22 protein-coding genes and 3 tRNA genes are annotated in these 21,601 nt (G+C 67.5%); 13 read left to right on the forward strand and 12 right to left on the reverse strand.

Annotation, left to right across the window (positions count from 1 at the left end; all coding sequences use genetic code 11):
• The first annotated feature begins 6 nt into the window (after positions 1-6).
• Entirely contained in the window at positions 7-864 is an 858-nt protein-coding gene (locus tag C0099_RS10330) for an HvfB family MNIO-type RiPP peptide maturase (RefSeq protein WP_102247340.1), read from the forward strand.
• Positions 861-1,604 (forward strand): HvfC family RiPP maturation protein, encoded by a 744-nt coding sequence (locus C0099_RS10335; protein ID WP_102247341.1) that lies wholly within the window; start codon positions 861-863, stop codon positions 1,602-1,604. The genes C0099_RS10330 and C0099_RS10335 overlap by 4 nt, the downstream gene beginning before the upstream one ends.
• Before the next feature lie 6 nt (positions 1,605-1,610).
• Here the strand turns inward: C0099_RS10335 and C0099_RS10340 are convergent, their stop codons facing one another.
• From C0099_RS10340 to C0099_RS10365, 6 genes are all read right to left on the reverse strand, one after another.
• A complete protein-coding gene (locus tag C0099_RS10340; RefSeq protein WP_102247342.1) occupies positions 1,611-2,246 on the reverse strand; it encodes a hypothetical protein in 636 nt (211 codons plus the stop codon).
• A gap of 150 nt (positions 2,247-2,396) precedes the next feature.
• Positions 2,397-3,584 carry an alkaline phosphatase family protein gene (locus C0099_RS10345; protein WP_102247343.1) on the reverse strand — a complete coding sequence of 396 codons (1,188 nt, stop codon included), beginning with the start codon at positions 3,582-3,584 and terminating at the stop codon, positions 2,397-2,399.
• Between the two features lie 120 nt (positions 3,585-3,704).
• Positions 3,705-5,144 carry a sodium/proline symporter gene (locus tag C0099_RS10350; protein WP_102247344.1) on the reverse strand — a complete coding sequence of 480 codons (1,440 nt, stop codon included), beginning with the start codon at positions 5,142-5,144 and terminating at the stop codon, positions 3,705-3,707.
• Between the two features lie 324 nt (positions 5,145-5,468).
• Positions 5,469-5,544 (reverse strand) — tRNA-Gly (locus tag C0099_RS10355).
• A gap of 6 nt (positions 5,545-5,550) precedes the next feature.
• Positions 5,551-5,624 (reverse strand) — tRNA-Cys (locus C0099_RS10360).
• Positions 5,625-5,691: 67 nt separating this feature from the next.
• Positions 5,692-5,767, reverse strand: a tRNA-Gly gene (locus C0099_RS10365).
• A gap of 120 nt (positions 5,768-5,887) precedes the next feature.
• On the opposite strand from C0099_RS10365, the gene C0099_RS10370 reads away from it, so the two are divergent.
• From C0099_RS10370 to C0099_RS10385, 4 genes are all read left to right on the forward strand, one after another.
• The gene (locus C0099_RS10370) at positions 5,888-6,484 is read left to right on the forward strand and encodes a chromate transporter (RefSeq protein ID WP_228151567.1); all 597 of its coding nucleotides are present in this window, start codon (positions 5,888-5,890) and stop codon (positions 6,482-6,484) included.
• Positions 6,481-7,029, forward strand: a complete 549-nt coding sequence (locus tag C0099_RS10375; RefSeq protein ID WP_102247346.1) for a chromate transporter — start codon at positions 6,481-6,483, stop codon at positions 7,027-7,029. The genes C0099_RS10370 and C0099_RS10375 overlap by 4 nt, the downstream gene beginning before the upstream one ends.
• A 73-nt stretch (positions 7,030-7,102) precedes the next feature.
• Positions 7,103-7,357: a hypothetical protein gene (locus C0099_RS10380; protein ID WP_102247347.1), complete on the forward strand. Its 255-nt coding sequence runs from the start codon at positions 7,103-7,105 to the stop codon at positions 7,355-7,357.
• 43 nt (positions 7,358-7,400) lie between these two features.
• Positions 7,401-7,589 (forward strand): 4-oxalocrotonate tautomerase, encoded by a 189-nt coding sequence (locus C0099_RS10385; RefSeq protein WP_102247348.1) that lies wholly within the window; start codon positions 7,401-7,403, stop codon positions 7,587-7,589.
• A 47-nt stretch (positions 7,590-7,636) separates the two neighbouring features.
• On the opposite strand, the gene C0099_RS10390 is transcribed toward C0099_RS10385, so the two are convergent.
• A complete protein-coding gene (locus tag C0099_RS10390; RefSeq protein WP_102247349.1) occupies positions 7,637-7,837 on the reverse strand; it encodes a hypothetical protein in 201 nt (66 codons plus the stop codon).
• Between the two features lie 97 nt (positions 7,838-7,934).
• Between C0099_RS10390 and C0099_RS10395 the strand changes: the two genes are divergently transcribed.
• The 6 genes from C0099_RS10395 to C0099_RS10420 all read left to right on the forward strand — a co-directional run bounded on the left by C0099_RS10395 (position 7,935) and on the right by C0099_RS10420 (position 13,135).
• Positions 7,935-8,744 carry a DUF3025 domain-containing protein gene (locus C0099_RS10395; protein WP_102247350.1) on the forward strand — a complete coding sequence of 270 codons (810 nt, stop codon included), beginning with the start codon at positions 7,935-7,937 and terminating at the stop codon, positions 8,742-8,744.
• Between the two features lie 48 nt (positions 8,745-8,792).
• The gene (locus C0099_RS10400; protein ID WP_102247351.1) at positions 8,793-9,128 is read left to right on the forward strand and encodes a hypothetical protein; all 336 of its coding nucleotides are present in this window, start codon (positions 8,793-8,795) and stop codon (positions 9,126-9,128) included.
• 289 nt (positions 9,129-9,417) lie between these two features.
• Entirely contained in the window at positions 9,418-10,176 is a 759-nt protein-coding gene (locus C0099_RS10405; protein ID WP_199797595.1) for an ATP-dependent zinc protease family protein, read from the forward strand.
• Between the two features lie 3 nt (positions 10,177-10,179).
• Positions 10,180-11,685 carry a UUP1 family membrane protein gene (locus C0099_RS10410; protein ID WP_102247353.1) on the forward strand — a complete coding sequence of 502 codons (1,506 nt, stop codon included), beginning with the start codon at positions 10,180-10,182 and terminating at the stop codon, positions 11,683-11,685.
• Between the two features lie 12 nt (positions 11,686-11,697).
• Complete coding sequence (locus C0099_RS10415; protein ID WP_199797596.1) at positions 11,698-12,765, forward strand: alpha-L-glutamate ligase-like protein; 1,068 nt, start codon at positions 11,698-11,700, stop codon at positions 12,763-12,765.
• Positions 12,707-13,135, forward strand: a complete 429-nt coding sequence (locus tag C0099_RS10420; RefSeq protein ID WP_102248470.1) for a BLUF domain-containing protein — start codon at positions 12,707-12,709, stop codon at positions 13,133-13,135. The genes C0099_RS10415 and C0099_RS10420 overlap by 59 nt, the downstream gene beginning before the upstream one ends.
• 1 nt (position 13,136) lies before the next feature.
• Here the strand turns inward: C0099_RS10420 and C0099_RS10425 are convergent, their stop codons facing one another.
• The 5 genes from C0099_RS10425 to C0099_RS10445 are packed head-to-tail and all read right to left on the reverse strand — an operon-like array spanning position 13,137 to position 20,164.
• Positions 13,137-14,069 carry an AEC family transporter gene (locus tag C0099_RS10425; RefSeq protein ID WP_102247355.1) on the reverse strand — a complete coding sequence of 311 codons (933 nt, stop codon included), beginning with the start codon at positions 14,067-14,069 and terminating at the stop codon, positions 13,137-13,139.
• Positions 14,070-14,079: 10 nt separating this feature from the next.
• A complete protein-coding gene (locus C0099_RS10430) occupies positions 14,080-15,717 on the reverse strand; it encodes an ABC transporter ATP-binding protein (protein ID WP_123785241.1) in 1,638 nt (545 codons plus the stop codon).
• Positions 15,714-16,910, reverse strand: coding sequence for an ABC transporter permease (locus tag C0099_RS10435; protein ID WP_102247356.1), 1,197 nt, complete (start codon positions 16,908-16,910; stop codon positions 15,714-15,716). Before C0099_RS10435 ends, C0099_RS10430 begins: the two co-directional genes overlap by 4 nt.
• Positions 16,903-18,285 (reverse strand): ABC transporter permease, encoded by a 1,383-nt coding sequence (locus C0099_RS10440; RefSeq protein WP_102247357.1) that lies wholly within the window; start codon positions 18,283-18,285, stop codon positions 16,903-16,905. Before C0099_RS10440 ends, C0099_RS10435 begins: the two co-directional genes overlap by 8 nt.
• A gap of 7 nt (positions 18,286-18,292) precedes the next feature.
• Positions 18,293-20,164 carry a peptide-binding protein gene (locus C0099_RS10445; protein ID WP_102247358.1) on the reverse strand — a complete coding sequence of 624 codons (1,872 nt, stop codon included), beginning with the start codon at positions 20,162-20,164 and terminating at the stop codon, positions 18,293-18,295.
• A gap of 137 nt (positions 20,165-20,301) precedes the next feature.
• Here C0099_RS10445 and C0099_RS10450 point away from each other — a divergent pair, with 137 nt between their 5' ends.
• Positions 20,302-21,498, forward strand: coding sequence for a lytic murein transglycosylase (locus tag C0099_RS10450; RefSeq protein ID WP_102247359.1), 1,197 nt, complete (start codon positions 20,302-20,304; stop codon positions 21,496-21,498).
• Positions 21,499-21,601: the final 103 nt, after the last annotated feature.

Here is a 21,601-nt window from a genome sequence, read left to right on the forward strand (position 1 = left end):
ATCGCAATGACTTTCGAACGACTGCCCGAAGGCGCCGGCCTGGGGTTTCGCCGTGACCTGATCGCGCCGCTGCGCGACGAAGGCGTGCCGGCCGCAGTGCGCTTTTTCGAGATCGCGCCGGAGAACTGGGCCGGTGTCGGCGGTCGCAGCGCAACGGAATTGCGCGCATTCACGGAACGCTTCCCCTTCGTCTGCCATGGCCTGTCGTTGTCGCTCGGCGGCCCCGGCGCGCTCGACGAGACCCTGTTGCGACGCGTACGCGCATTCATGCGCGAGCACGGCATCACGCTCTACACCGAACACCTGTCCTGGTGCGCAGACGCGCACCAGCTCTACGATCTGCTGCCGATCCCGATGACCGAAGACGCGGTACGCTGGGTCGCGGCACGCATCGCACGCGCGCAGGACATCCTCGGCATGCGCATCGGCATCGAGAACGCCTCGACCTATCTCGCGCCTCCGGGCGGCGAAATGAACGAGGCCGAGTTCGTCACCGCAGTGCTCGAGGAGGCTGACTGCCTGCTGCATCTGGATGTGAACAACGTCTACGTAAACAGCCGCAACTTCGGCTTCGATCCGCTCGCGTATCTGGACGCGCTGCCGCTCGAACGCGTAGCCTACATGCACGTCGCCGGCCACCACCAGGAAGCCGACGGCCTGCTCATCGACACCCACGGCGCCGACGTGATCGACCCGGTGTGGGCGCTGCTCGACGAGACCTGCGCGCGCCTGGATCGCAGCGTGCCGACCTGTCTGGAGCGTGATTTCGACTTTCCCGCGCTGGCCACGCTGAGCGCCGAAGTCGAACGCATCGCCCGGATCCAGGCACACCATGCGCCGCCCCACCGGAGCGTCGCACAGTGAGCGCCAACCCCGGGTTCCAGCAGTTCCAGCACGCCTTCGCTCGCCACCTGCGCGACCCGCATCACGTCTCGCGCCCGCCGGGGATCGACGGACGACGCGCGCGCATCTACCAGCGCCTGCTGTTCAACAACCTGCGCGGCTTTCTCGACCGTTGCTTCCCGGTCTGTCGCGCGCTGCTCGGCGAGGCACGCTGGACACGGCTGATACGCTGCTTCTGGCGCGACTGGCCGCTCGCCACCCCATGGTTTCGCGAGATCCCGCGCGAATTCGTGCGCTACCTGAACGATGGCGAGATCGCGATGCCGCGTCCGCGCTGGCTCGCCGACCTGGCGCGTCACGAATGGGCGGAACTGGCAGTCGACGTCATGGACGCGCCGATTCCGTCGCATGACGCGCACGGGGAGTTGCTCGCACACAAGGTGGTGCTCAACCCGGCGATGATGAATCTCGCCTACGACTGGTCCGTGCATCGCATCGGTCCGGACTTTCGCCCCCGCAAACCGCAGCCGACCTTCATCGTCGTGCATCGCGATGCCGCGGACGAAGTGCATTTCACCGAGGTCAACGCGCTTACTTCGCGTCTGCTCGATCTGCTGGCCGAATGCGAAAACGGCCGCCAGGCGATCAATCGCCTGGCGGCCGAACTGGGTCATGCGGACAGCGCAGCACTGGCGGTGCAGGCCGCGCCGTTGCTCGCCGGCTTTCGCGAACGCGGCATCATCCTCGGGACGACGCCGTAATCATTCTCAGGGCTCGACGGTGAAGCTCAGCGTCGCGGTGTGGCGCACATCCGTGTAGCGCTTGCCGTCGATCTCCGCCCAGCCACTGGCGCGGGCCGTCAGTTGCAACACGTACAGCCCCGGGAACGGCGTATCGAGCGTGACGGAACCGTCCTCGTTCGGGTCCAGCGTCTTGCTCCATCCGGCCGAAGTCGACACCCGCACGTAGGACGCCTTGACGGGACTGCCCATCCACATCAGCTGGAAGGTATTGCCACCAGCCTCGGTGGGCACGAGCTCGAAATCCAGGTCCGCCTTGGTCTCGTTGCGGCCCCAGCGCGCCTGGTAGTACATCAGCTCGTCCTCTGCGAGCACCTCGTAGGCGCGCGCGCGCACATCGCGCCCCTCGGGGACGCCTGTCACGCGCATCACCTCGCCGTCGACCTTCGCCTCGGGCTTGGCATCGCCGATGGGCCGCAACTCCACCGAATCGAGCTCGCCGGCCGGCTTGCGCTCGCCGTCGAGCGCGCCCGAGCGAATCACCGCGCCGTCCTCGGCACCTTCGATCCACACGTAGTCCGCGTGTGCCAGCGCGAACGTGAACGCGAGCGCGACCCCGGACAGCAATCGCGCGACAAGGGGAGAAACCAGGTGTGCATGCATCGACAGAACTCCTCAACATCGGACGGGGACCCCGCGGCCCCCCGGTTGCGTGGAACCTCGCATCGCGCGACTTTCGACGCCCGGCGCGAAAACACTTTTATGATAACGCTTCTTATTCCCTTATGAACAATTTCCTTACATTGCCCAGGGTCAACAATACCCTGTCACGAGCGGAATCCACATCTCGTCGGGCGACAAGCCGCCATGGACGCCAATCATCGCATGCGGCGTCTCACCGGCGACGCGGTCCACCACCGTCCATCCCGGCTCCATCAGCAGGACGTGCGAGCCCGTACGCTCGGCCAGACGCGAGCTGAACGGCCCCGTTCCGAACAGCCCGGCGGCGACCAGATCCGGCGAGCGCGCCACCACCGCCTTGCCGGCGAAAGCTTCGCGTGCGGCCGCCTCGAACTCGGCTTCCCGCGCGCGCCGCACCGCGCAGAACGCCGCGCGGCGCTCACCGAACAACGGACATTCGAGCATCCCGCTCAGTTCCGGATAATCATCCAGATGCACCGTCCGCTCGTCGCTCGCGTCGCAGAAACCATGGTCCGCGCTCACCACGATCGCGCAGCCCTGCCCCGCCAACCGCCCGAGCAACTCGCCGAAAACCCGGTCGATGCGCCGGAACTCCGCATGGGCCGCATCCGAGGAGCTACCGAACTCGTGGCTCAAGGTATCGAACAGTGGATAGTAGGCATGGACGAAGCCGCCCTCCGGCCCCAGCTCGCGCACCGCGCGCACGACCGCCTCGCCCATGCCCTCGGCGGCGCCGCCATAGCCGCGAATCCGCGCGCCGCGCGCGTGTCGCAGCGAATAGCGCGACCAGGCGATGGATCGCGGCGAGACGAAGATGCTGCGCCGCGCGCGCCTCTGGTAAAGCGTGCGATAGGGAAACAGACGCTGCGTCAATCGCAGGGCCGCGAGCGCGTCGCCGCCGCGACGCACCAGGGGCAGCGGCGCGAGAATGCCGCCGAAACGCCGGTCGCGGATGTGCCAGCCGGTCAGCCCGTGGCGCGCCGGCGCGAGCCCGGTCATCGTCGTCGTCACCGCGCTCGCGGTCGTCGAAGGAAAGACCGAGGTGAGCCGCCCGCGACGGTGCGCGAGCAGCGCACTGCCGGCGCCTGAGCGTTGCAGGTAGTTGTCGCCGAGACCGTCGATGAGCAGGAACACGACGACGCGCGCATCCTCCTGCGGCACCTCGGAGCCCGGCGCAACCCACGGCCGCCCGTCGAGGAAGGCCGCGAAGCGGTCGATCAACCCAAGCAGACCACCCTCGCCGTAGCAGGGCAGCACCGCATCGCACGGCAACGGGGGGTGAATCTCGTCACGCTTCATGGCCACAGCCTAGCCCAAACACCGGGCTGTGGTCATTCGACGCCCCGGAACGAAGGCGAATTCATCGGCGTAAGCTCTAGTGAACGCGAAATCTGGCGCAGGCCACGCAAACACCCGTGTTCAGCCATTGCGTGCGCCAGATGTCGGGGTGTCGTGGTCGCGTCGCACCATCCGGATCACCCCCTCCCCGATCAGCAACACCGCAAGCCCGGCGAGGATGCCGGGCATGCCCTCGTAGACCGCTTCGTGCCATTGCGCCAGACGCCAGCCGAGCGCGACCAGGAAGCCGACGATGATGGCGGCGATGCTCAGGGCACGGCCGGGGCGCAGGCCCATGCACAGCACCAGCAGCAGCGGGCCGAACGCGCTGGCGAGGCCCGACCAGGCCATGATCACGAGGCTGAACACGCTCTGATTGTTGAGCAGCGCGAAGCCCAGCGCCACCGCCGTAATCAGCAGGGTGCTCGCCTTGAGCAGCGCGGTGCGTTCAATCGGACGCGGCGACAGGTCGTGCGTGATCGTTGCCGAGCAGCTGAGCACCAGCGAATCGGCCGTGGACATGGTGGCGGCGAACACGCCGGCGAGGACCAGGCCCACCAGCACCGGAGGCAGCAGTTCCATGGCCATCGTGGGCAGCGCCAGTTCGGCGTCGAAGTTGACGGTATCGGCCAGATATACGCGCGAGAGCAGACCGACGCCGGTTGCCGCGGCGTAGAACAGCGTGAACCAAACGTAGTACCAGCCGCGCGCAGCCTTCATCCGGTGATGGTCATCGAGCGTCATGAAGCGCACCATCACGTGCGGCTGACCGATCACCGACAGGCCGGCAAACAGCCAGCCGACGGCAAAGAGCACCGCGCCGGTCGCGCCGGGAATGGCCGCATCGTCCGGGAACCAGTGCGTAAAGCCGTCGATGGCGCGCATTTCCGTCCAGGCACCGTCGATACCGCCCAGCGACATCGTGGCAACCACCAGCAATACGCTCATCGCGACGATCATCACCATGGACTGCGCCGCGTCGGTCCAGATCGAGGCGCGGATGCCGCCGGCCAGACAGTACAGGACGACGATGACCGCCCCCATCACCGCGCCCGCCCACAACGGCCAGTCGAACAGCACGTGCAAGGCCTTGCTGCCGGCCACCAGTTGCGCGCTCGCGTAGGTCAGCAGGAACACCAGCGAGATCAGCCCGATCAGGCGCTGCAGCGCACCGCCCGGCTGACCCGCCCAATGACTGAGCACGCCGGCGTAGCTGACCTCACCCGTATGTTCGGTGGCTTCGCGCAGGCGGCGATGGACATACAGGGAAGCGAGAAAATCGCCCAGGATCCAGCCGAACATCAGCCAGAAGGCAGAGAAACCGGCGACATAGGTATAGCCGATGACGCCGATGAACATGTAGCCGCTGTTGTTGGTGGCCACCGCCGACAGGCCGACCAGCCACGGCTTGACGCTGGCACTGGCCAGATAGTAGTCGTGCTTGGTGCCGCGACTGAGCAGGTATGACGACACGCCGATCAGCGTGAAGCCCAGCAGGAACACAAGGAAGGAAGCGATCATCACGTCATGCCTCCACGACCCATCGGCCCGCAGGACGGAACGATCATGACGCTTCGCGCGCCTGTCGCGACCGGCCCGTTGCACGCTCGACACCTTTGATCGCACGACCGCGACCGTGCGGGGAAACACCCCCCGATGCCCACGCGCCGCACTCTGCCAAGGGTATCAGCAGGCGAATATGGGTACGAGCGTTCTTCGAACGCGAGCAGGGCGTGCGCGATCGGCGCCGTGTGCGTCCGTGGCATTAACCCTTGGCGGTGAACGGAAAAAAGGGCACGAAGCCCTTTTCTCGGAAGTCCGCCGAAGTTCGTCCGAACTTGATGCTGGAGCGGGAAACGAGGCTCGAACTCGCGACCTCAACCTTGGCAAGGTTGCGCTCTACCAACTGAGCTATTCCCGCATTGTCTGGAGGCGCGACTCGGAATCGAACCGGGGTACACGGCTTTGCAGGCCGCTGCATAACCACTCTGCCATCGCGCCAGACTGACCGTTTTCCCGACGTCTCGCGACCGGGGCGAAGCTCCCTGGAGAGCACCGCTGAAACCTGTGGAGCGGGAAACGAGGCTCGAACTCGCGACCTCAACCTTGGCAAGGTTGCGCTCTACCAACTGAGCTATTCCCGCTCGGAAAGACGGCCATTATAGTGGGCGTCGATCCAGTGTCAAGCGCGCGAACGCGCAACCACGCCTGCGGCGTGCGCGCCGATGCGCTACGCTTCGCGTCTTCCACTTCGCAATTCGATCGTGACCGATTCCGACGACTCTTCACATGCCGGGCGCCCCGCTCCACGCTCGCTCACGGAACTGTTCGTGACCTTCACGCTGCTTGCGCTGCAGGGTTTCGGCGGTGTGCTGGCGGTCGCCCACCGCAGTCTGGTGGAGCAAAAACGCTGGCTCACGCGCGAGGAGTTCGTCGAACTGCTGTCGCTGTCGCAACTGCTGCCGGGCGCGAACATCGTCAACATGTCGCTGATCGTCGGCGACCGCAGCTTCGGCTGGCGCGGTGCGCTGGCGGCGCTGTCGGGCATGATGCTGGTGCCGCTGGTCGTCATGCTCTCGCTCGTCGCGGTCTATAACCATTTCTCGGACCACAGCGCGGTGGCCGGAGCGCTGCGCGGCATGGCGGCGGTCGCCGCCGGGCTGACCCTCGGCATGGGCCTCAAGCTCGCCGCGTCGCTGCGCGGCAACCCGCTGGGATGGGTCCTGGCGGCGGCGCTGGGCGTGGCAACCTTCGTGCTCATCGCCGTGGTGCGTGCGCCGCTGATGTGGGTGGTCCCGGGTCTCGGCCTGATCGGCTGGGCATTGGCACGCTGGCGCCTGGCGCGGCGGGAGGGCGCATGAACGCCCTGAGCCCGGCCGACTTGCTGGATCTGTTCTCGCGCTTTCTGATGCTGTCGCTGCTGTCGGTGGGCGGCGCGATCTCGACGGCGCCGGAGATGCACCGCTTCCTGGTCGAGCAACACGGCTGGCTGGACGACGTCGGCTTTACGACATCGATTGCGATCGCGCAGGCCGCACCCGGCCCCAATCTGCTCTTTGTCGCGGTGCTGGGCTACCAGGTGTTCGGCCTGACCGGCGCGGCCGCGGCGCTGATCGGCATGCTGCTGCCCTCGACCCTGGTCACGCTGGCGATCAGCCGCTGGGGCCACGCGCGACGCGACACGCCGGGCGTGCGTGCCTTTGTGCACGGACTCGCACCGATGACCATCAGCCTGCTGATGGCCGCCGGCACGGTGGTGGCGATGCCGCTGGTGCAGGCGCCCGAACACCGCATCGGGTCGCTGGCGCTGATCCTGACAACCGTCGTCGCGATGCTGCTGTGGCGGGTGTCGCCGATCTGGCTGATCGCCGCCGGCGCGCTCATCGGCGCGCTCGGGCTGGTGTAAGCAGCTGCAATCGCCCCACACGGCGCGCCGCCCGCGGGCTTAGAATCGCCCCGTCGCGTCTTCGGAGCCACCGATGAAACCCACCCATCTCATCCCCGCCGCGCTGCTGCTGGCGCTGGCCGCATGCAGCAAGGTCACGGTCGCGAACTACGACAAGCTGCGCGCCGGCCAGAGCTATGACGAAGTGCAGCAACTGCTGGGCAAGCCGAGCGAGTGCGACGATGTGCTCAGTGCGCGCAACTGCGTGTGGCGCAGCGGCAAGGCCACCGTGAACGTGAGTTTCGTCGGCGGACAGGTGATCCTGTTCACCGCCCAGGGACTGCGTTGATCATTCGAATTCGCGACCACCCCAATCTGCAAGGAGAAGACCCATGCCGACCTTCCGTGTCGAACTGTTCGAGGGCCGCACGCCCGAGAAGAAGAAGGAACTGATGGAAGCCATCACAAAGGAATCGTGCCGCGTGCTCGGCTGCGGCCCCGAATCGGTGGATGTGATCATCTACGACATTCCCAAGCACGACTGGGGCACGGCCGGGAAGCCCTGGTCGGAAGCAGACTGAGAGGCGCTCTACGCACGCCTTGCGGCCCGCCCTCGAGCGGGCCGTTGTCAATCTTGCGGTGCGCTTTGCGCAGCATCGTCCTCGCCGTCGGGGATCACCGCATCGGCGACCGCACCCACGGTCTTGGCCGTGACCTTCACGCCGGTGGCCACCACCGTGACCGTGGCGTCGGCCACCGCTACCGCCGCGGAACACCCGGCCAGCGCACAGGCGCAACCCGCGGCAGCGAGCAGTTTTCGGAACATCATCGATGACCTCGTCGAAAGAGCGTCGATGGTAGCGCCGAACGCGACCGCGAGCGGCACAGGCCAGTAGAATTTGCCACGTGCATGATCAACCCACACCATGACGCCTCACCCCGAAAGCCCCGCCGCACTGGCCGCAAACACACTTTTCGAGCCGATCGCGTCCTGGCTCGGACGCTTCCCCGAGCGCCGACTGCCAGACGCGAGCGCGCTCACCGCCTTGCTGCGCGAAGTCGCGCCACACGCACAAACGGACTCCGGCTTGCCGTTGCGCTTCGAGCACACGGACGTCGCGCATGCCTATGAGGCCCACATCGACGCCAGTGGCATCGTTCCCACGCGTCGCGACGACTGGCACGATTTCTTCAATGCGCTCTCGTGGTGCGCGTGGCCGGCAACCAAGGCCGCCCTCAATGCCGCCCACGCGGGAGAGATCGCAGCACGTCGCGCGGCCGGCCTGCCCGGCCGGGGTCGGCGCCGCGACACGTTGACGCAGTTCGACGAGTGCGGCATGGCGGTCGTCTCCTGCGACCCGTGTATTCCCGCACTGCTCGCCGCGCACGCCTGGGAGGAGGTATTCGTCGCACGCCGCGCCAGCCTGCCGCTGACGACACGCTTCTTCGTCATCGGCCACGCGAGCTGGGAGGCGCTTCGCGCCCCCTTTGTCGGCCTGTGCGCAAAGAGCGTGCACCGCGCGGTGCGCGAGGACTGGCTCGCGCAGGGAGAAACCGCGCAACGGCAGGAACTCGACTGCTGGCTCGCCGGCCTGATCGCGGACAGTCACGCGCTTGCGACGCCGCGCATGCTGCGTCCGTTGCCGCTATGCGGCATCCCGGGCGTCACGCCCGAGAACGAATCGCCGGCCTATTACCGCGACACGCGCCAGTTCCGCCCGCGCCGCGCGAGCTGAGTTGACGCGCTATCATCACGGCCACGATCCGACCGCGAACTGGAGCCGATGAACGACTTCCGCATCGACCGACTCGCCGCACTGCTCGCCGAGAACTGGCCGGCCGCCGCGTTGGTGGCCTGCGGCTGGGCCGCACTGATGATCTACACGCTCCTGCGCGGTGGCGCGCGCTGGCGGCCGACGCGGCCACTGGCGGTATTCGCGGGAATCGTCGCAGCCGTCTCGGCACTGTTCACGGTGCCACTGCTCGCCGACATCCCCTTCGGCGCTTTCGCTGACCGTGAACGCTGGAGCGCGCTGTTCATGATCGCTGTCGCCTCCGGTGCGATCGCCTTTGCCTTCGCGTGGCCGGCCGCCGCCACCGCTTTCCGCAGTCGGGACTGACACAACTGCGAAACCGACACGCCGGCATAAACCCCCAATGCATATTGAAATATGTTGAAACAAAGCGTGCGCTCGACTTGGGGCACAGACCTCCGAAAATGCGGACCGAATCCTACAGCGGCGTGGGACACAACCAGCTGCATCCGGCGTAAAGGTGCGCCGCTCATCCTGTTCTGAACACCCGGCGACGCCTGCCGCGTCGCTGCACCCGGGCCGCATGCCCGCATGGAAACCGCACCCGATGTCTGAATCATGGCGACTCGCACTTCCCGTTTCATTGAGCATCCTGATGTTTCTCTCGGCATGTGCAACCCTGCCGCCTGACGGACCTTCGCAGGGCGAGGCACGCATCGTCGAGCGCATCGACCGGCTGGAAGGCGCCCTGCTCGAGCACTGTGGCTTCGACGACGTGCGCAGCCGCGCCGGGCTGGCCGCCATCGGGGAACTGCGCAGCCGCGTGCAGACGCTGCAGGAGCAGGTCGTCGCGCGCGACCAAGACCCCGAACGCGTGGATTGCCCCGCGCCGCTGACGACCGACACCGCCAACGACAAGCTCGTGCTCGGACGCGCCGAATGGATCGGCCTGCCTACGCTCGGGTCGTACTTCAAGGCGCGTCTGGACACCGGCGCCAATACCTCGTCGTTGTCGGCCGACGAGATCACCCCGTTCGAGCGCGACGGCGAGGACTGGGTGCGATTTCGTCTGTCCCTGAGCGATCGCGATGCGGTCGTCCCCGGCATACGCGATCGCGAAATCGAGGCCAGGGTCGTGCGCCGCGTGCGCATCCTGCAAGCCTCGGGATCCGACAGCCGTCCGGTCATTGCGCTGCCGATGACGCTGGGCACGCTCGAGCAGACCGTCGAATTCACCCTCAACGACCGCGCCCATCTGAGCTATCCGGTGCTGCTGGGCCGCAGGTTTCTGATGGATCAGGCGGTCGTCGACGTGAGCCGCAGCTACACGTTCGCACGCCCCGAGTTCCCGGGCGGCGAGACGGCGGACGAAGCGGCCGACGACCAGCACGACGACGACCTGCTCGAGCCCTGATCGATGTCGCGCCTGCCCTTCTACCTGATCGTCGGCCTGCTGCTCGTCACCGGGATCGCGCTCAGCGTGCACCGCCATGTGGAATACGAGGTGCCCTGGACGCCCGGCGAACAACGTCAGGTGTGGGAGGTGGAGGCGCAGGTTACGTTGCGCGCGCAGGGCGAGCCGGTGCGTGTCGATCTGGCCCTGCCGACCAGCCAGCCGGGCTACCGCCTGCTCAACGAGCACACCGCCTCGGCCGGCTACGGCCTGAGCTTCGACGACACCACCGGCGCACGGCGCGCGCGCTGGGCGATCCGCTCGGCCGAGGGCGCACAGCAGCTCTACTACACGGCCCAGTTGCTGGTCGCGCCGGCCGAGCGCGGAGTGGACGCGCCACCGCCGGAGGTGCCCGCCGAGATCCTGTGGCAAAGCCCCTACGACATCGCCGCGCGCGCTCTCATCGAGCGCGCCTGGCAGCGCTCGGCCAATGCGTTCAGCTTCGCGCGCGAACTGGTGCACGACATCTCGGGCGAAGGTCAGGGCGAAAACGCGCGCCTGCTGCTGACGCGCCACGCGGAACCCGCGCTGATCGTGCGTCTGCTCAACCAGGCCGGCATCGCCGCGCGCGAGGTCCATGGTCTGCTGCTCGGGGACGGACGTCGTCGCCAGACGTTGACGACCTGGGTCGAAGTCTTCGATGCCGATGAATCCATTCTCATCGAGCCGGTCTCCGGCACCGAAGGCAAGCCGGAGAACCTGCTGTTGTGGCAGCGCGCAGCCGGCCCGGTGCTGGAGGTGCAGGGCGGCACGAACTCACAGGTCAGCTTCTCGATGCTGCGCCACAGCCAGCCGGCCAGCGCTGCGTTGCGCAGCCAGGCGGGTGATTCGACGCTGCTCAACTTCTCGATCCACAGCCTGCCGCTGGAAGAGCAGGCCCTGTTCATGACCATCCTGCTGATTCCGATCGGGGCACTGGTGGTAGTGATCCTGCGCATCCTGATCGGCATCAAGACCTCGGGCACCTTCATGCCGGTGCTCATCGCGCTGGCCTTCATCCAGACCTCGCTCACTACCGGGCTGATCGGCTTCTTGCTGGTGGTGGCGGTCGGTCTGGTGATCCGCAGTTACCTGTCTCACCTCAACCTGCTGCTGGTGGCGCGGGTGTCGGCCGTGATCATCACCGTGATCGCCATCATCTCGGTGTTCTCGGTCCTGTCCTGGCGTTTCGGACTCAACGCAGGGCTCACCATCACCTTCTTCCCGATGATCATCCTGTCGTGGACCATCGAGCGCATGTCCATCCTGTGGGAGGAGGAAGGCCCCAAGGAAGTGCTGATCCAGGGCGGCGGCAGCCTGCTCACGGCCGTCATCGCCTATCTGGCGATGACCAATCCCTGGGTACGGCACATCACCTTCAACTTCCTCGGCGTGCAGATGATCCTGATGGCGCTGATCCTGATGATCGGCAACTACACCGGCTATCGCCTGCTCGAACTGTGGCGTTTCAAGCCGCTGGCGGAGCGCTGAAGAATGCTCTCGGTGGCTACCACCCTGCGCTCGCGCGGCGTGATCGGCATGAACACGCGCAACATCCGCTACATCGGCCGCTACAACGACCGGCGTCTGTATCCTCTGGTCGACGACAAGCTGCAGACCAAGCTGCTCGCAACCGATCACGGCATCACCTCACCGGAGCTGATCGGTACGGTGCGCTCGCAGTTCGCGGTGCGCCACGTGGTCGAGATGGTCGCCGGTCGCCCCGGCTTCGTCATCAAGCCGGCCAAGGGGAGCAGCGGCAAGGGCATCCTCGTGATCGAGCGCATCGACGGCGACGGCTACATCAAGCCCAGCGGTACACGCATCGGACGCGAAGACATCGAACGCCACGTCTCCAACATCCTCTCCGGGCTGTATTCGCTGGGCGGCTCGCCCGATGTCGCCATCGTCGAGACGCTGATCGACTTCGACGAGCGTTTCGCCGATTACACCTACGAAGGCGTACCCGACATCCGCGTGATCGTCTTCCGCGGCTATCCGGTGATGTCGATGATGCGATTGTCCACGGCCGCTTCCGACGGCAAGGCCAACCTGCACCAGGGCGCGGTCGGCGTGGGGCTGGACATCGGCAGCGGCACGGCGGTGCGCGCGGTCCAGTTCGACCGCCCGTGCAGCGCCCACCCGGATACCGGCCGCGAGCTTGCTTCGCTGAAGATTCCCGACTGGAGCACGCTGCTGCACCTGTCCGCGGCGTGCTACGAAATGACCGGGCTCGGCTACCTCGGCGCCGATCTGGCGCTCGACCGCAGACTGGGGCCGATGCTGCTCGAACTCAACGCGCGCCCCGGCCTGGCCATCCAGATGGCCAACGGCGAGGGCCTGCGCGGCCGGCTGGATTTGGTCGAGGCCCAGCCCGGGGGACGAAGCGTCGAAGAGCGTGTTGCATTTGCAATACGCCATTTCTCGCGCACCACCGCTGCCGCTTCGTCGACGGATCGACCGGACGATACACTGGACACTTCAGCCATCAGCCCCCAGGGAGAGTCACCCGATGTCCGGATACCTGCGCCTGACTTACGTCAGCCGCTCGGTCGCCCCACTGGGCCGTGAGCGTCTCGCGAACCTGCTGCAAACCAGCGAAACCCATAACGCGGTGCTCGGCATCACCGGCGTGCTGTGCGCCGGGCGCAATCACTTCATGCAGACCCTGGAAGGCATCGAGGAGCACGTCATCACCCTGTACGCGCGCATCCTGCGCGACGAACGCCACCGTGACTGCGCCCTGCTCGACATTGGTCTGGTCGACACCCCGATGTTCGAGCGCTGGAGCATGGGCTTCGTCGATGGCGATGCGCTCGACCCGCGGCTGCTCGATCACATGCTGGAGTTGCGCACGCCCTCGCAACGGCGTGATCGCACCGCGGCACTGATGCAGGCCTTTCTCGAGCGCCTGCGCAATCCGTCGCAATCAATGAGCTGAGTCAGCGCACGATGAACAACAGCACCGAAAGGCTCACGACGGAGAACAGCGTCGACAGGAATACCGTCGAGGCGGTCGAGGCCTGCACCACCTGATAGCGCTGCGCGAACAGATACGGCGTCACGCCGGCCGGCAGCGCCGCGAGCGTGACCGCGACCACCACCCACAGTTCGGGGATGTCGAAGACCTGGGTGGCGAGCAGCCACACAAGCAAGGGGTGCACCAGCGTCTTGAGCGCGACGACGACCAACGGCTCGCGCAGATTGCCACCCAGACGGTAGCGCGTGAGCGAGGCGCCCAGCGCGAAAAGCGCGCACGGTGCGGCCGCCGCCCCGATGCCGCCCGCGATCGAATCGACTGCATCGGGCACCGCAGCGCCGGAAATCGCGAACATCAGTCCCGCCGAGAGGCCCCAGATGAGCGGCGTCGTGGCCACGCCGCGCAGCAGCGTCCACATCAGCTTGCCGATCGACTGCTGGGCACCGCGGGCGGCCTCGATGATGATCGTGGTCGGCGGCAACAGCACCAGGCTGTGACACGCAATGAGCACGAACAGCGGCAACGCGGCGGCCGGCCCGTAGGCCGTGACGACCAGCGGAATGCCGAGCATCGCGGTATTCGAGTAGCTCGCCCCCATCCCCATCACCGCCAGCTCGTCGAGCCGGCGCGCGAACAAGGTGCGCCCCGCGACCATCGCCAGGCCCATCGTCACGAAGGCACCGACGAAATACGACAGCAGATAGCCCCACGGCAGCGCGTCGGGCAGCTCGGTCTGCGCGATCGAGCGAAACAGCATCAGCGGAATCGCAAAATTGAACACGAACACCGACAGCCCGCGGTTGGCCGCCTCGTCGAACACGCCGAAGCGTGCCGCCGCATAGCCGATGCCGAGCGTACCGAAGATGGGGAGGATGATGCCGAAGATGATGTCCATCGCGCGTCCCTCAGGCGGCCAGATCGTCCAGCCGCGGCACCGCGGCGAGCAGCGTGCGCGTGTATTCGTCCTGCGGATCGGCGAGCACGTCGGCGGTACGGCCGCGCTCGACGATGCGTCCCGCGTGCATCACGGCGATGCGGTCGGCCAGATACTCGACCACGCCCATGTTGTGCGTGATGAACAGCATGCCCAGCCCCTCCTCGTCGACCAGCCGGCGCAGCAGCTTGAGGATGCCCGCCTGCACCGAGACGTCGAGCGCCGAGGTGATCTCGTCGCACAGCACGAAGCGAGGCTCGAGCACCAGCGCACGCGCGATCGCCAGGCGCTGGCGCTGGCCGCCGGAGAATTCGTGCGGATAGCGCCACAGGCTGTCGACCGGCATCTCGACGCGCTCGAGCAGGGCCGCCGCGCGCTCGCGGCGCTGTGCGTCGTTCGCGCCGATGCCGTGCACGCGCATCGGCTCGATCAGCGTGGTGGCGATCGGCAATCGCGGATTGAGGCTGGAACCCGGGTCCTGGAACACCACCTGCATGCGACGGCGCAAGCCGCGCATGGCGTCTCCGGTCAGATGCGTGATGTCCTGCCCTTCCAGCGCGATAGTGCCGCCCGTGGCTTCGATCAGGCGCAGCAGCGCGCGCCCCAGCGTGGTCTTGCCGCAACCGGATTCGCCCACCAGCGCGACCACCTCTCCCGGATGCACGTCCAGACTCACGCCGTCGACGGCGCGGATGTGGTCGACCACGCGCCGCAGCAGGCCGCGCCGCACCGGAAAATGCACGGACAGCTCGCGCACCTCGACCAGCGGCCGGTGATGCGACTCGCGCCGCGCGAGCCGCGGCAGGCGCTCGGGCAGCGAGGCGATCAGTTGTTGCGTGTACGCGTGCTGCGGGCGGCGCAACACCTCGGCCACCGGCCCGCATTCGACGAGTTTGCCGTGTCGCATCACGCCGACGGTGTCGGCGATCTTCGCCACCACGCCGAAGTCGTGCGTGATGAACAGCAGGCCCATGCCACGGCGTTCCTGCAGTTCGCGCATCAGGCGCAGGATCTCGGCCTGTACGGTCACGTCCAGCGCGGTGGTGGGTTCGTCGGCGATCAGCAGTGCAGGCTCGCAGATCAGTGCCATGGCGATCATCACGCGCTGGCGCTGCCCGCCGGAGAGGCGATGCGGATACTCGCGCATGCGCCCCTCGGGGTCGGGAATGCGCACCTCGGCCAGCGCCGCGCGGATGCGCTCGCAGCGCGCCTCCGCGTCCATGTCGGGGCGGTGCAGCACCAGCACTTCGTCGAGTTGCTGCCCGATGGTCATCACCGGATTGAGCGAGGTCATGGGCTCCTGGAAGATCATGCCGATGCGCCCGCCGCGCACGCCGGCCAGCACCTCCTCGTTGGCGCCGAGCAGTTCGATGCCGGCATCGTCGTCATCGAACAGGCGTACGCTCCCGGCCGGGTGACGGTGGCGCGCGAAGGGCAGCAGACCCATCACCGACAGCGCCGTGACCGACTTGCCGCTGCCCGACTCACCCACCAGACAGAAGGTTTCTCCACGGCGCACCTCCAGGCTCGCGCCGTCGACCGCACGCATCCAGTCGCGCCCGTCGGACAGTTCGCTGACCAGTTCGCGGATTTCGAGCAGGCGGCTCACGCGGCCCTCCCGCTGCGCTGCGTGTGCGGATCGACCGCGTCGCGCAGCGCCTCGCCGACCAGGTTGTAGGCGAACACCGTCAGGAAGATCGCCCCGCCCGGAAACACCGCCAGCCACCAGTTGAAGGTGGACGACTGCACCGCCTGATTGAGCATCTGGCCCCACGACGGGTCATCCACCAGGCCCAGGCCGAGAAAGGACAGCGTGGCCTCGGCGAGAATGGCCGAGGCCACGCCGAAGCTCGCCGCCACCAGCAGCGGCGCGACGCCGTTGGGCAGCATGTGACGGAACAGGATGGAGCGCAGCGGCAGGCCGCAGGCGATGGCCGCCTGCACGAAGTCCTGCTCGCGCAGGCGCAGGAATTCGGCGCGCACGTAGCGCGCATAGCCCGACCACGAGGTGATGCCGATGATGATCATCATCATGTAGATCGAGCGGCCGAAGAAGGCCACGAAGGTGAGCAGCAGGAACAGCGTCGGGATGGCCTCGAAGATCTCCACCAGACGCATGCCGATGATGTCGACCACGCCCGAGAAATAGCCCATCAAGCCGCCGATGATGGTGCCGATGACCAGGGCGATGCCGGTCGCGATGAAGCCGATGCCCAGCGCCACGCGCGCGGCGTGGATCATGCGTGCAGCCACATCCGCGCCGTTGTCCTCGGTGCCGAACCAGTGCGTGCGACCGTCGTGCGCCTTGAGTGGCGCCTCGATACCGGTGTCGCCGTAGTCGCGCAGATAGTCCTTGGCCGAATACGGAATCGGCGCGCGCACCACCGTCTCCACGCGGCCGGCTGTCTCCCACTCCCGGTACTGCTCGTAGATCGCAAGCTGCGGCGGCGCCACCGTAAACCATGCGATCGCAGCGGCGACGCCCACCGACGCGAACCAGCCCAGCAGGCGCAGCAGTCCGTGGCCGGGCAGGCGCCACGCAACCAGCGCCAGCACGAAGGCAGCCAGCCAGCTCCAGTCGGCCCAGTCCAGATGCTCGATCACCGGAAAGCGCGCCTGACCGTCGAGCACCAGGTACAGCGGATGGCTGTTGGCGAGCAGCGGCGCGAACACCGCCATCAGCGCCAGCAGCGCGATCCACGCCAGACCCAGGCGCGCACCGATGCGCACCAGCACGGCGGCGAGAACGCGGCGCGACCACGGCTTCGATGGCTGCATGGCGGCGGTAGCCGTGTCAGTCATAGCTCACCCTCGGGTCGGCGATGGCGTAGGCCAGATCGGCCAGCAGATAGCCGGCCAGCGTCAGCAGGCCGGAAATGAGCGTCACCGACAGCACCAGTTCGCGGTCGCGCGTCTGCACCGCCTCGACCGCGAGCTTGCCCATGCCGTCGATCGAGAACAGGCTCTCGACGATCACCGAGCCGGCCAGCAGGCTGGGCAGCAGCGTGGCGGAGACCGTGATCAGCGGCAGCAGCGAGTTGCGGAAGACATGGCGCCACAGCACGGTCTCCTCGTCCACGCCCTTGGCGCGCGCGGTGCGCGCGTAATCGGCCGCGAGATTCTCGAGCAGGGAGGCGCGCGTGAGCTTGGCGAGAAAGGCCAGCCCGCCGTAGGACAGCGTGACCACCGGCAGCACCAGATGCCAGCTGCGGTCGAACAGATAGCCCGCCTGCACCACTTCGGCGCCGACCGCGCGCGCGATGCCGATCCCCAGCATCAGCCCCACACCTCCGGCGAGCGCGATGCGCAGCGCCGTGCCCGGAATGCCCGCCAGCGCACCGAGCAGCGCCGCGCCGCTGGCGGCCAGCATCAGGTGCAGCACGCCGGGCATCGCGCCGGCGACGTCTGCCGCCATGAGCCAGCCAAGCATCGCGCCCAGCACGGCGCCGCCGATGCGCCGCGCACCCCGTGGCGCGCGCGCCGCGCCCCACACCAGCAGCGCCGTGCCCAGCGCCGCACAGACGAGCATCAGCAGCACGTCGGAGCCGCTCGCAAGCCACGGCAGAAAGGTCTGGTCCAAGGCTTCGCGGCGCACCAACCCACCGGTAGGGAACCAGCGCCAGTGCTGCTCGGACGCGAGAAAGCCGATGAACAGCACGCCAGCGAGCATGGTCGGCACCGACCACAGGCCCAGCAGCACGACGTTGGAAGCGACATCGAAACGCCCGCCACGCGAGCGCGCCGCCTGCACGCCGATGGCGATCGACACCGCGTAGATCAGCGGGATCGACAGCAGGTTGAGCAGGATCGTGATCGGCAGCCGCTCGGCCAGCAGGTCGGTGACGGGGCGGCCATAGCGGAAACTCGTGCCCAGGTCCGGGCCCTTGGTGAACGAAAACGCACCCAGCGTGCCGTCGGCCTCGCGCTCGAAACCCACCGGCGAGATGTTGTTGAGCCAGCGCAGATACTGCACCGGCGCGGGCTGGTCGAGGCCGTAGAGGCGGTTGTAGTAGTCCTCCAGCGCCTTGCGCGCCTCGGGCTCGAGGTTGGTGCCGTCGACCAGGGTGTTCGCGCTGATGCCGCCGGGTGCGGCGGCCATCACAGCGAACACGATCACCGTGATGCCGAACAGCGTCGGCACCATCAGCAACACGCGGCGCAGCAGATAGGTCAGCATGGCGGGTTCAAGGCTGCCGCTGTTTCGCCGCCGGCACCCACACCTCCACCGGTACCGCCAGCAGGTTCAGGCCCAGCGCGGTGTTTTCCAGCCCCTCGATGCGCTCGTCGACAAAGGCCAGGGTCTGGCGGCGGAACAGGAAGGTGTAGGGCTGGTCCTCGACCATCACGCGCTCGGCCTGCTGCCACAGGGCCATGCGGCGCGCCTCGTCGACCTCGGAGCGGGCGGCGTCGATCAGGCGATCGAGTTCGGCATTGCGGTAGCTGACGAAGTTGTCCCCGCCGTCGACGATCTGGCTCGAGTGAAACATCTGGTAGATGTCGATTTCCACGCCCGAGGTCCAGCCCAGCGTGATCGCGTCGAAGTCCTTGCGGTCGATGTTCTCCAGCATCACCGACCATTCGGTCGGGCGCGGCTTCATGACGATGCCGGCGCGCGCGTAGATGTCGCGCAGGAAGAGCACCATGCGGCGCGTATCCTCGTTGTCCTGGAAATAGGTCAGCTCGAACTCGAAGGGCGCTCCGGCCTCGTTCTCGAGCACGCCGTCGCCGTCGCGGTCCTTCCAGCCGGCCTCGGCGAGCAGCGCGCGCGCGCGCTCGAGGTCGTAAGGCGCCGGCGTGAGCAGCGGATCGTGCTGCTTGGAACGCGGCGAGAACGGGCTCACCGAGGGCTCCGCGTAGCCCTGCATGACTTCCTCGATGACGCGATCGACGTCGGTCAGATGGGTCATGGCGCGGCGCACGCGCGCGTCGGCGAAGCGCGTCGGCTCGCCGCCGCGCGCCTGGTTCCAGGCGATGTAGCTGTAACCCGCTGTGGGGCTCATGTACTCGAAGTGCTGCGTGCGCTCGCGCAATTGCCGGTCGTCGAGCAATTGCCGGTACTCGCGCGGGCGCGCGCCGTACAGATCGATGTCCTGGTTGCGGAAGGTCGTCAGGCGTGCGCTGTCGTTCTCGATGACGCGCCACACGATGCGGTCGAAGGAGCCGTCCACCGGCCCCCAGTAGCGCGGATTGCGCACCAGTTCCACACGTCCCAGATCCGGCGTCCAGGTCTCCGGGTCGGCCAGCCGGTAGGGCCCGGAACCGAGCAGCAGGCCGCGGCTCTCGTTGAAGGTGCGCGGATCGTCCAGAAAGCGGCGGTAGAAGTGCTCGGGCAGGATCGCCATGCCGCCGGCCAGCTGCAGGCTGTTGAAATAGGGCCCGGAGAAGACGAACTCGACCGTGCGCTCGTCCGTCGCGGTGACCCGTGCGATGCGCGACAGGTAGGCGCGCGCGCGCGGTGCGGCGATCGCCTCGTTCATGATGAATTCGAAGGTGAAGGCCACGTCCTTCGCGGTCAGCGGCACGCCGTCCGAAAAACTCACGTCGCGACGCAGCCGGAAGGTGATGGTCAGGCCGTCGTCCGACACCGTCCAGTCGCGCGCGATCAGCCCCTGCCATTCGAGCGTGTCCGGGTCGCGCGCGAGCAGCGACTCGAGCACGTAGTTCTGCACCTCGGCGGCGTAGGCATCACTCGATACCAGCGGCGTGATGGTCTTGAGCCCGGTGCCGAAGGCCATGCGCAGCCAGTCGCCCTGGGCGTAGTCCGGGTCGGCGGCGGCGCGGCGCGCGCGCGCGAAGGCGTCCTCGTCCGGCGCGTCACCTGCCTCGGCCTGCGAGGCGCGCGTGGAAAAGTCCGCCGTGCGCAGCCGCTCCTCGAGCTCGCGCAGCAGGCCGCGCGTGCGGCGGATATCCTCGGCCTGTTCCTGCATCACGCGGCTCATCTCGCCCATGCGCTGCCACTGGCGGTCGACCTGCACCATGACCAGCACCACCAGCACCACCAGCACCGCAAACGCCACCCAGTACAGCCAGCGCCGCCCACCGCTTCCGTTCTTCATGCGCGTCCCATTGATCGCCCGAACCGAGTCTGGGACCGACTTTACCGCAAATCGTGCAACACCCTCTCACAGCACTTCTCGGTCGACTCGCGTACCATCTTCGCGAACCTCAAAACCCCCGTTCCGGACATTCCGACATGCACCGCAAGACCCTGTTCGCCGCCGCCCTCGCCACCACGCTGCCACTGGCCGCCCACGCCGATCCGGCCTTCCGCCAATGTCTCGACAATCTGCAGGAAGATGCACGCATCCAGAACGGCATCCGCGCCGAGACCTGGCAACGCCATACCGCCGGGCTCGAACCGGACATGGACGTGGTCGCCCTGCTCGACCGCCAGCCCGAGTTCACCACGCCGATCTGGGACTACATGGCCGGTCTTGTCGACGATGAGCGCGCCGAAGACGGTCGCGAACGACTCGCACAATGGCATGACACGCTGATGAGGATCGAGCGCGAATACGGCGTCGAGGCCGCCACGGTGGTCGCCATCTGGGGCGTGGAGAGCAACTACGGACAGGGTCTGGGCAAGCGCCGCGTGATCGACTCGCTCGCCACCCTGGCCTGCATCGGGCGCCGCCAGGGCTTCTTCCGGGGGGAACTGTTCCACGCCATGAGAATCGTGCAGGACGGCCACATCGAGGCCGACGATCTGCGCGGATCCTGGGCCGGCGCCTTCGGCCAGACCCAGTTCATGCCCTCGACCTTCTCGCGCCTGGCAGTGGATTTCGACGGCGACGGCCGGAGCGACCTGATGGGCACCGTGCCCGACGCGCTCGCCTCCACCGCCAACTACCTGCAGCGCGCCGGCTGGCGCACCGGTGAAGCCTGGGGTTTCGAAGTGAAGCTGCCCGACGGCTTCGACGCCTCCGACGCCGGCCGCAGCGCCAAGCAGCCGATGTCCACCTGGAGCACCCGCGGCCTGCGCCGCGTCGACGGCTCGGCCCTGCCCGCAGGCGACGCCCCGGCCGGCCTGCTGCTGCCGGCAGGCGCCGACGGCCCGGCCTTCCTGGTGATGAAGAACTTCGACGCGCTGTTCTCGTACAACGCCGCCGAGAGCTACGCGCTGGCCATCGCGCACCTGGCCGACCGCATCCGCGGCGCCGGCGAATTCGTCACGCCCTGGCCCACCGACGACCCCGGCCTGTCGCGCGCCGAACGGCGCGAGGTGCAGGAACTGCTGATCGCGCGCGGCCACGACATCGGCGGCGTCGACGGCATGATCGGCACCAACACCCGCCGCGTGATCCGCGAAATCCAGCCCGAACTCGGCCTGGAACCCGACGGCCGCGCCGGCAGGAAATTACTGGAAGCCTTGAGAAAGCCCCGACCGTAGGTCGGTGCGAGCGCAGCGAGGGCCGACGCCGCCGTCGCGATGCGGGGATGTCGCACTCGCCTGCGGCTCGACGCGACCTACCCACCCTGCACCGCACACACGC

The organism is Pseudazoarcus pumilus (genome assembly GCF_002872475.1).
Taxonomy (GTDB): domain Bacteria; phylum Pseudomonadota; class Gammaproteobacteria; order Burkholderiales; family Rhodocyclaceae; genus Pseudazoarcus; species Pseudazoarcus pumilus.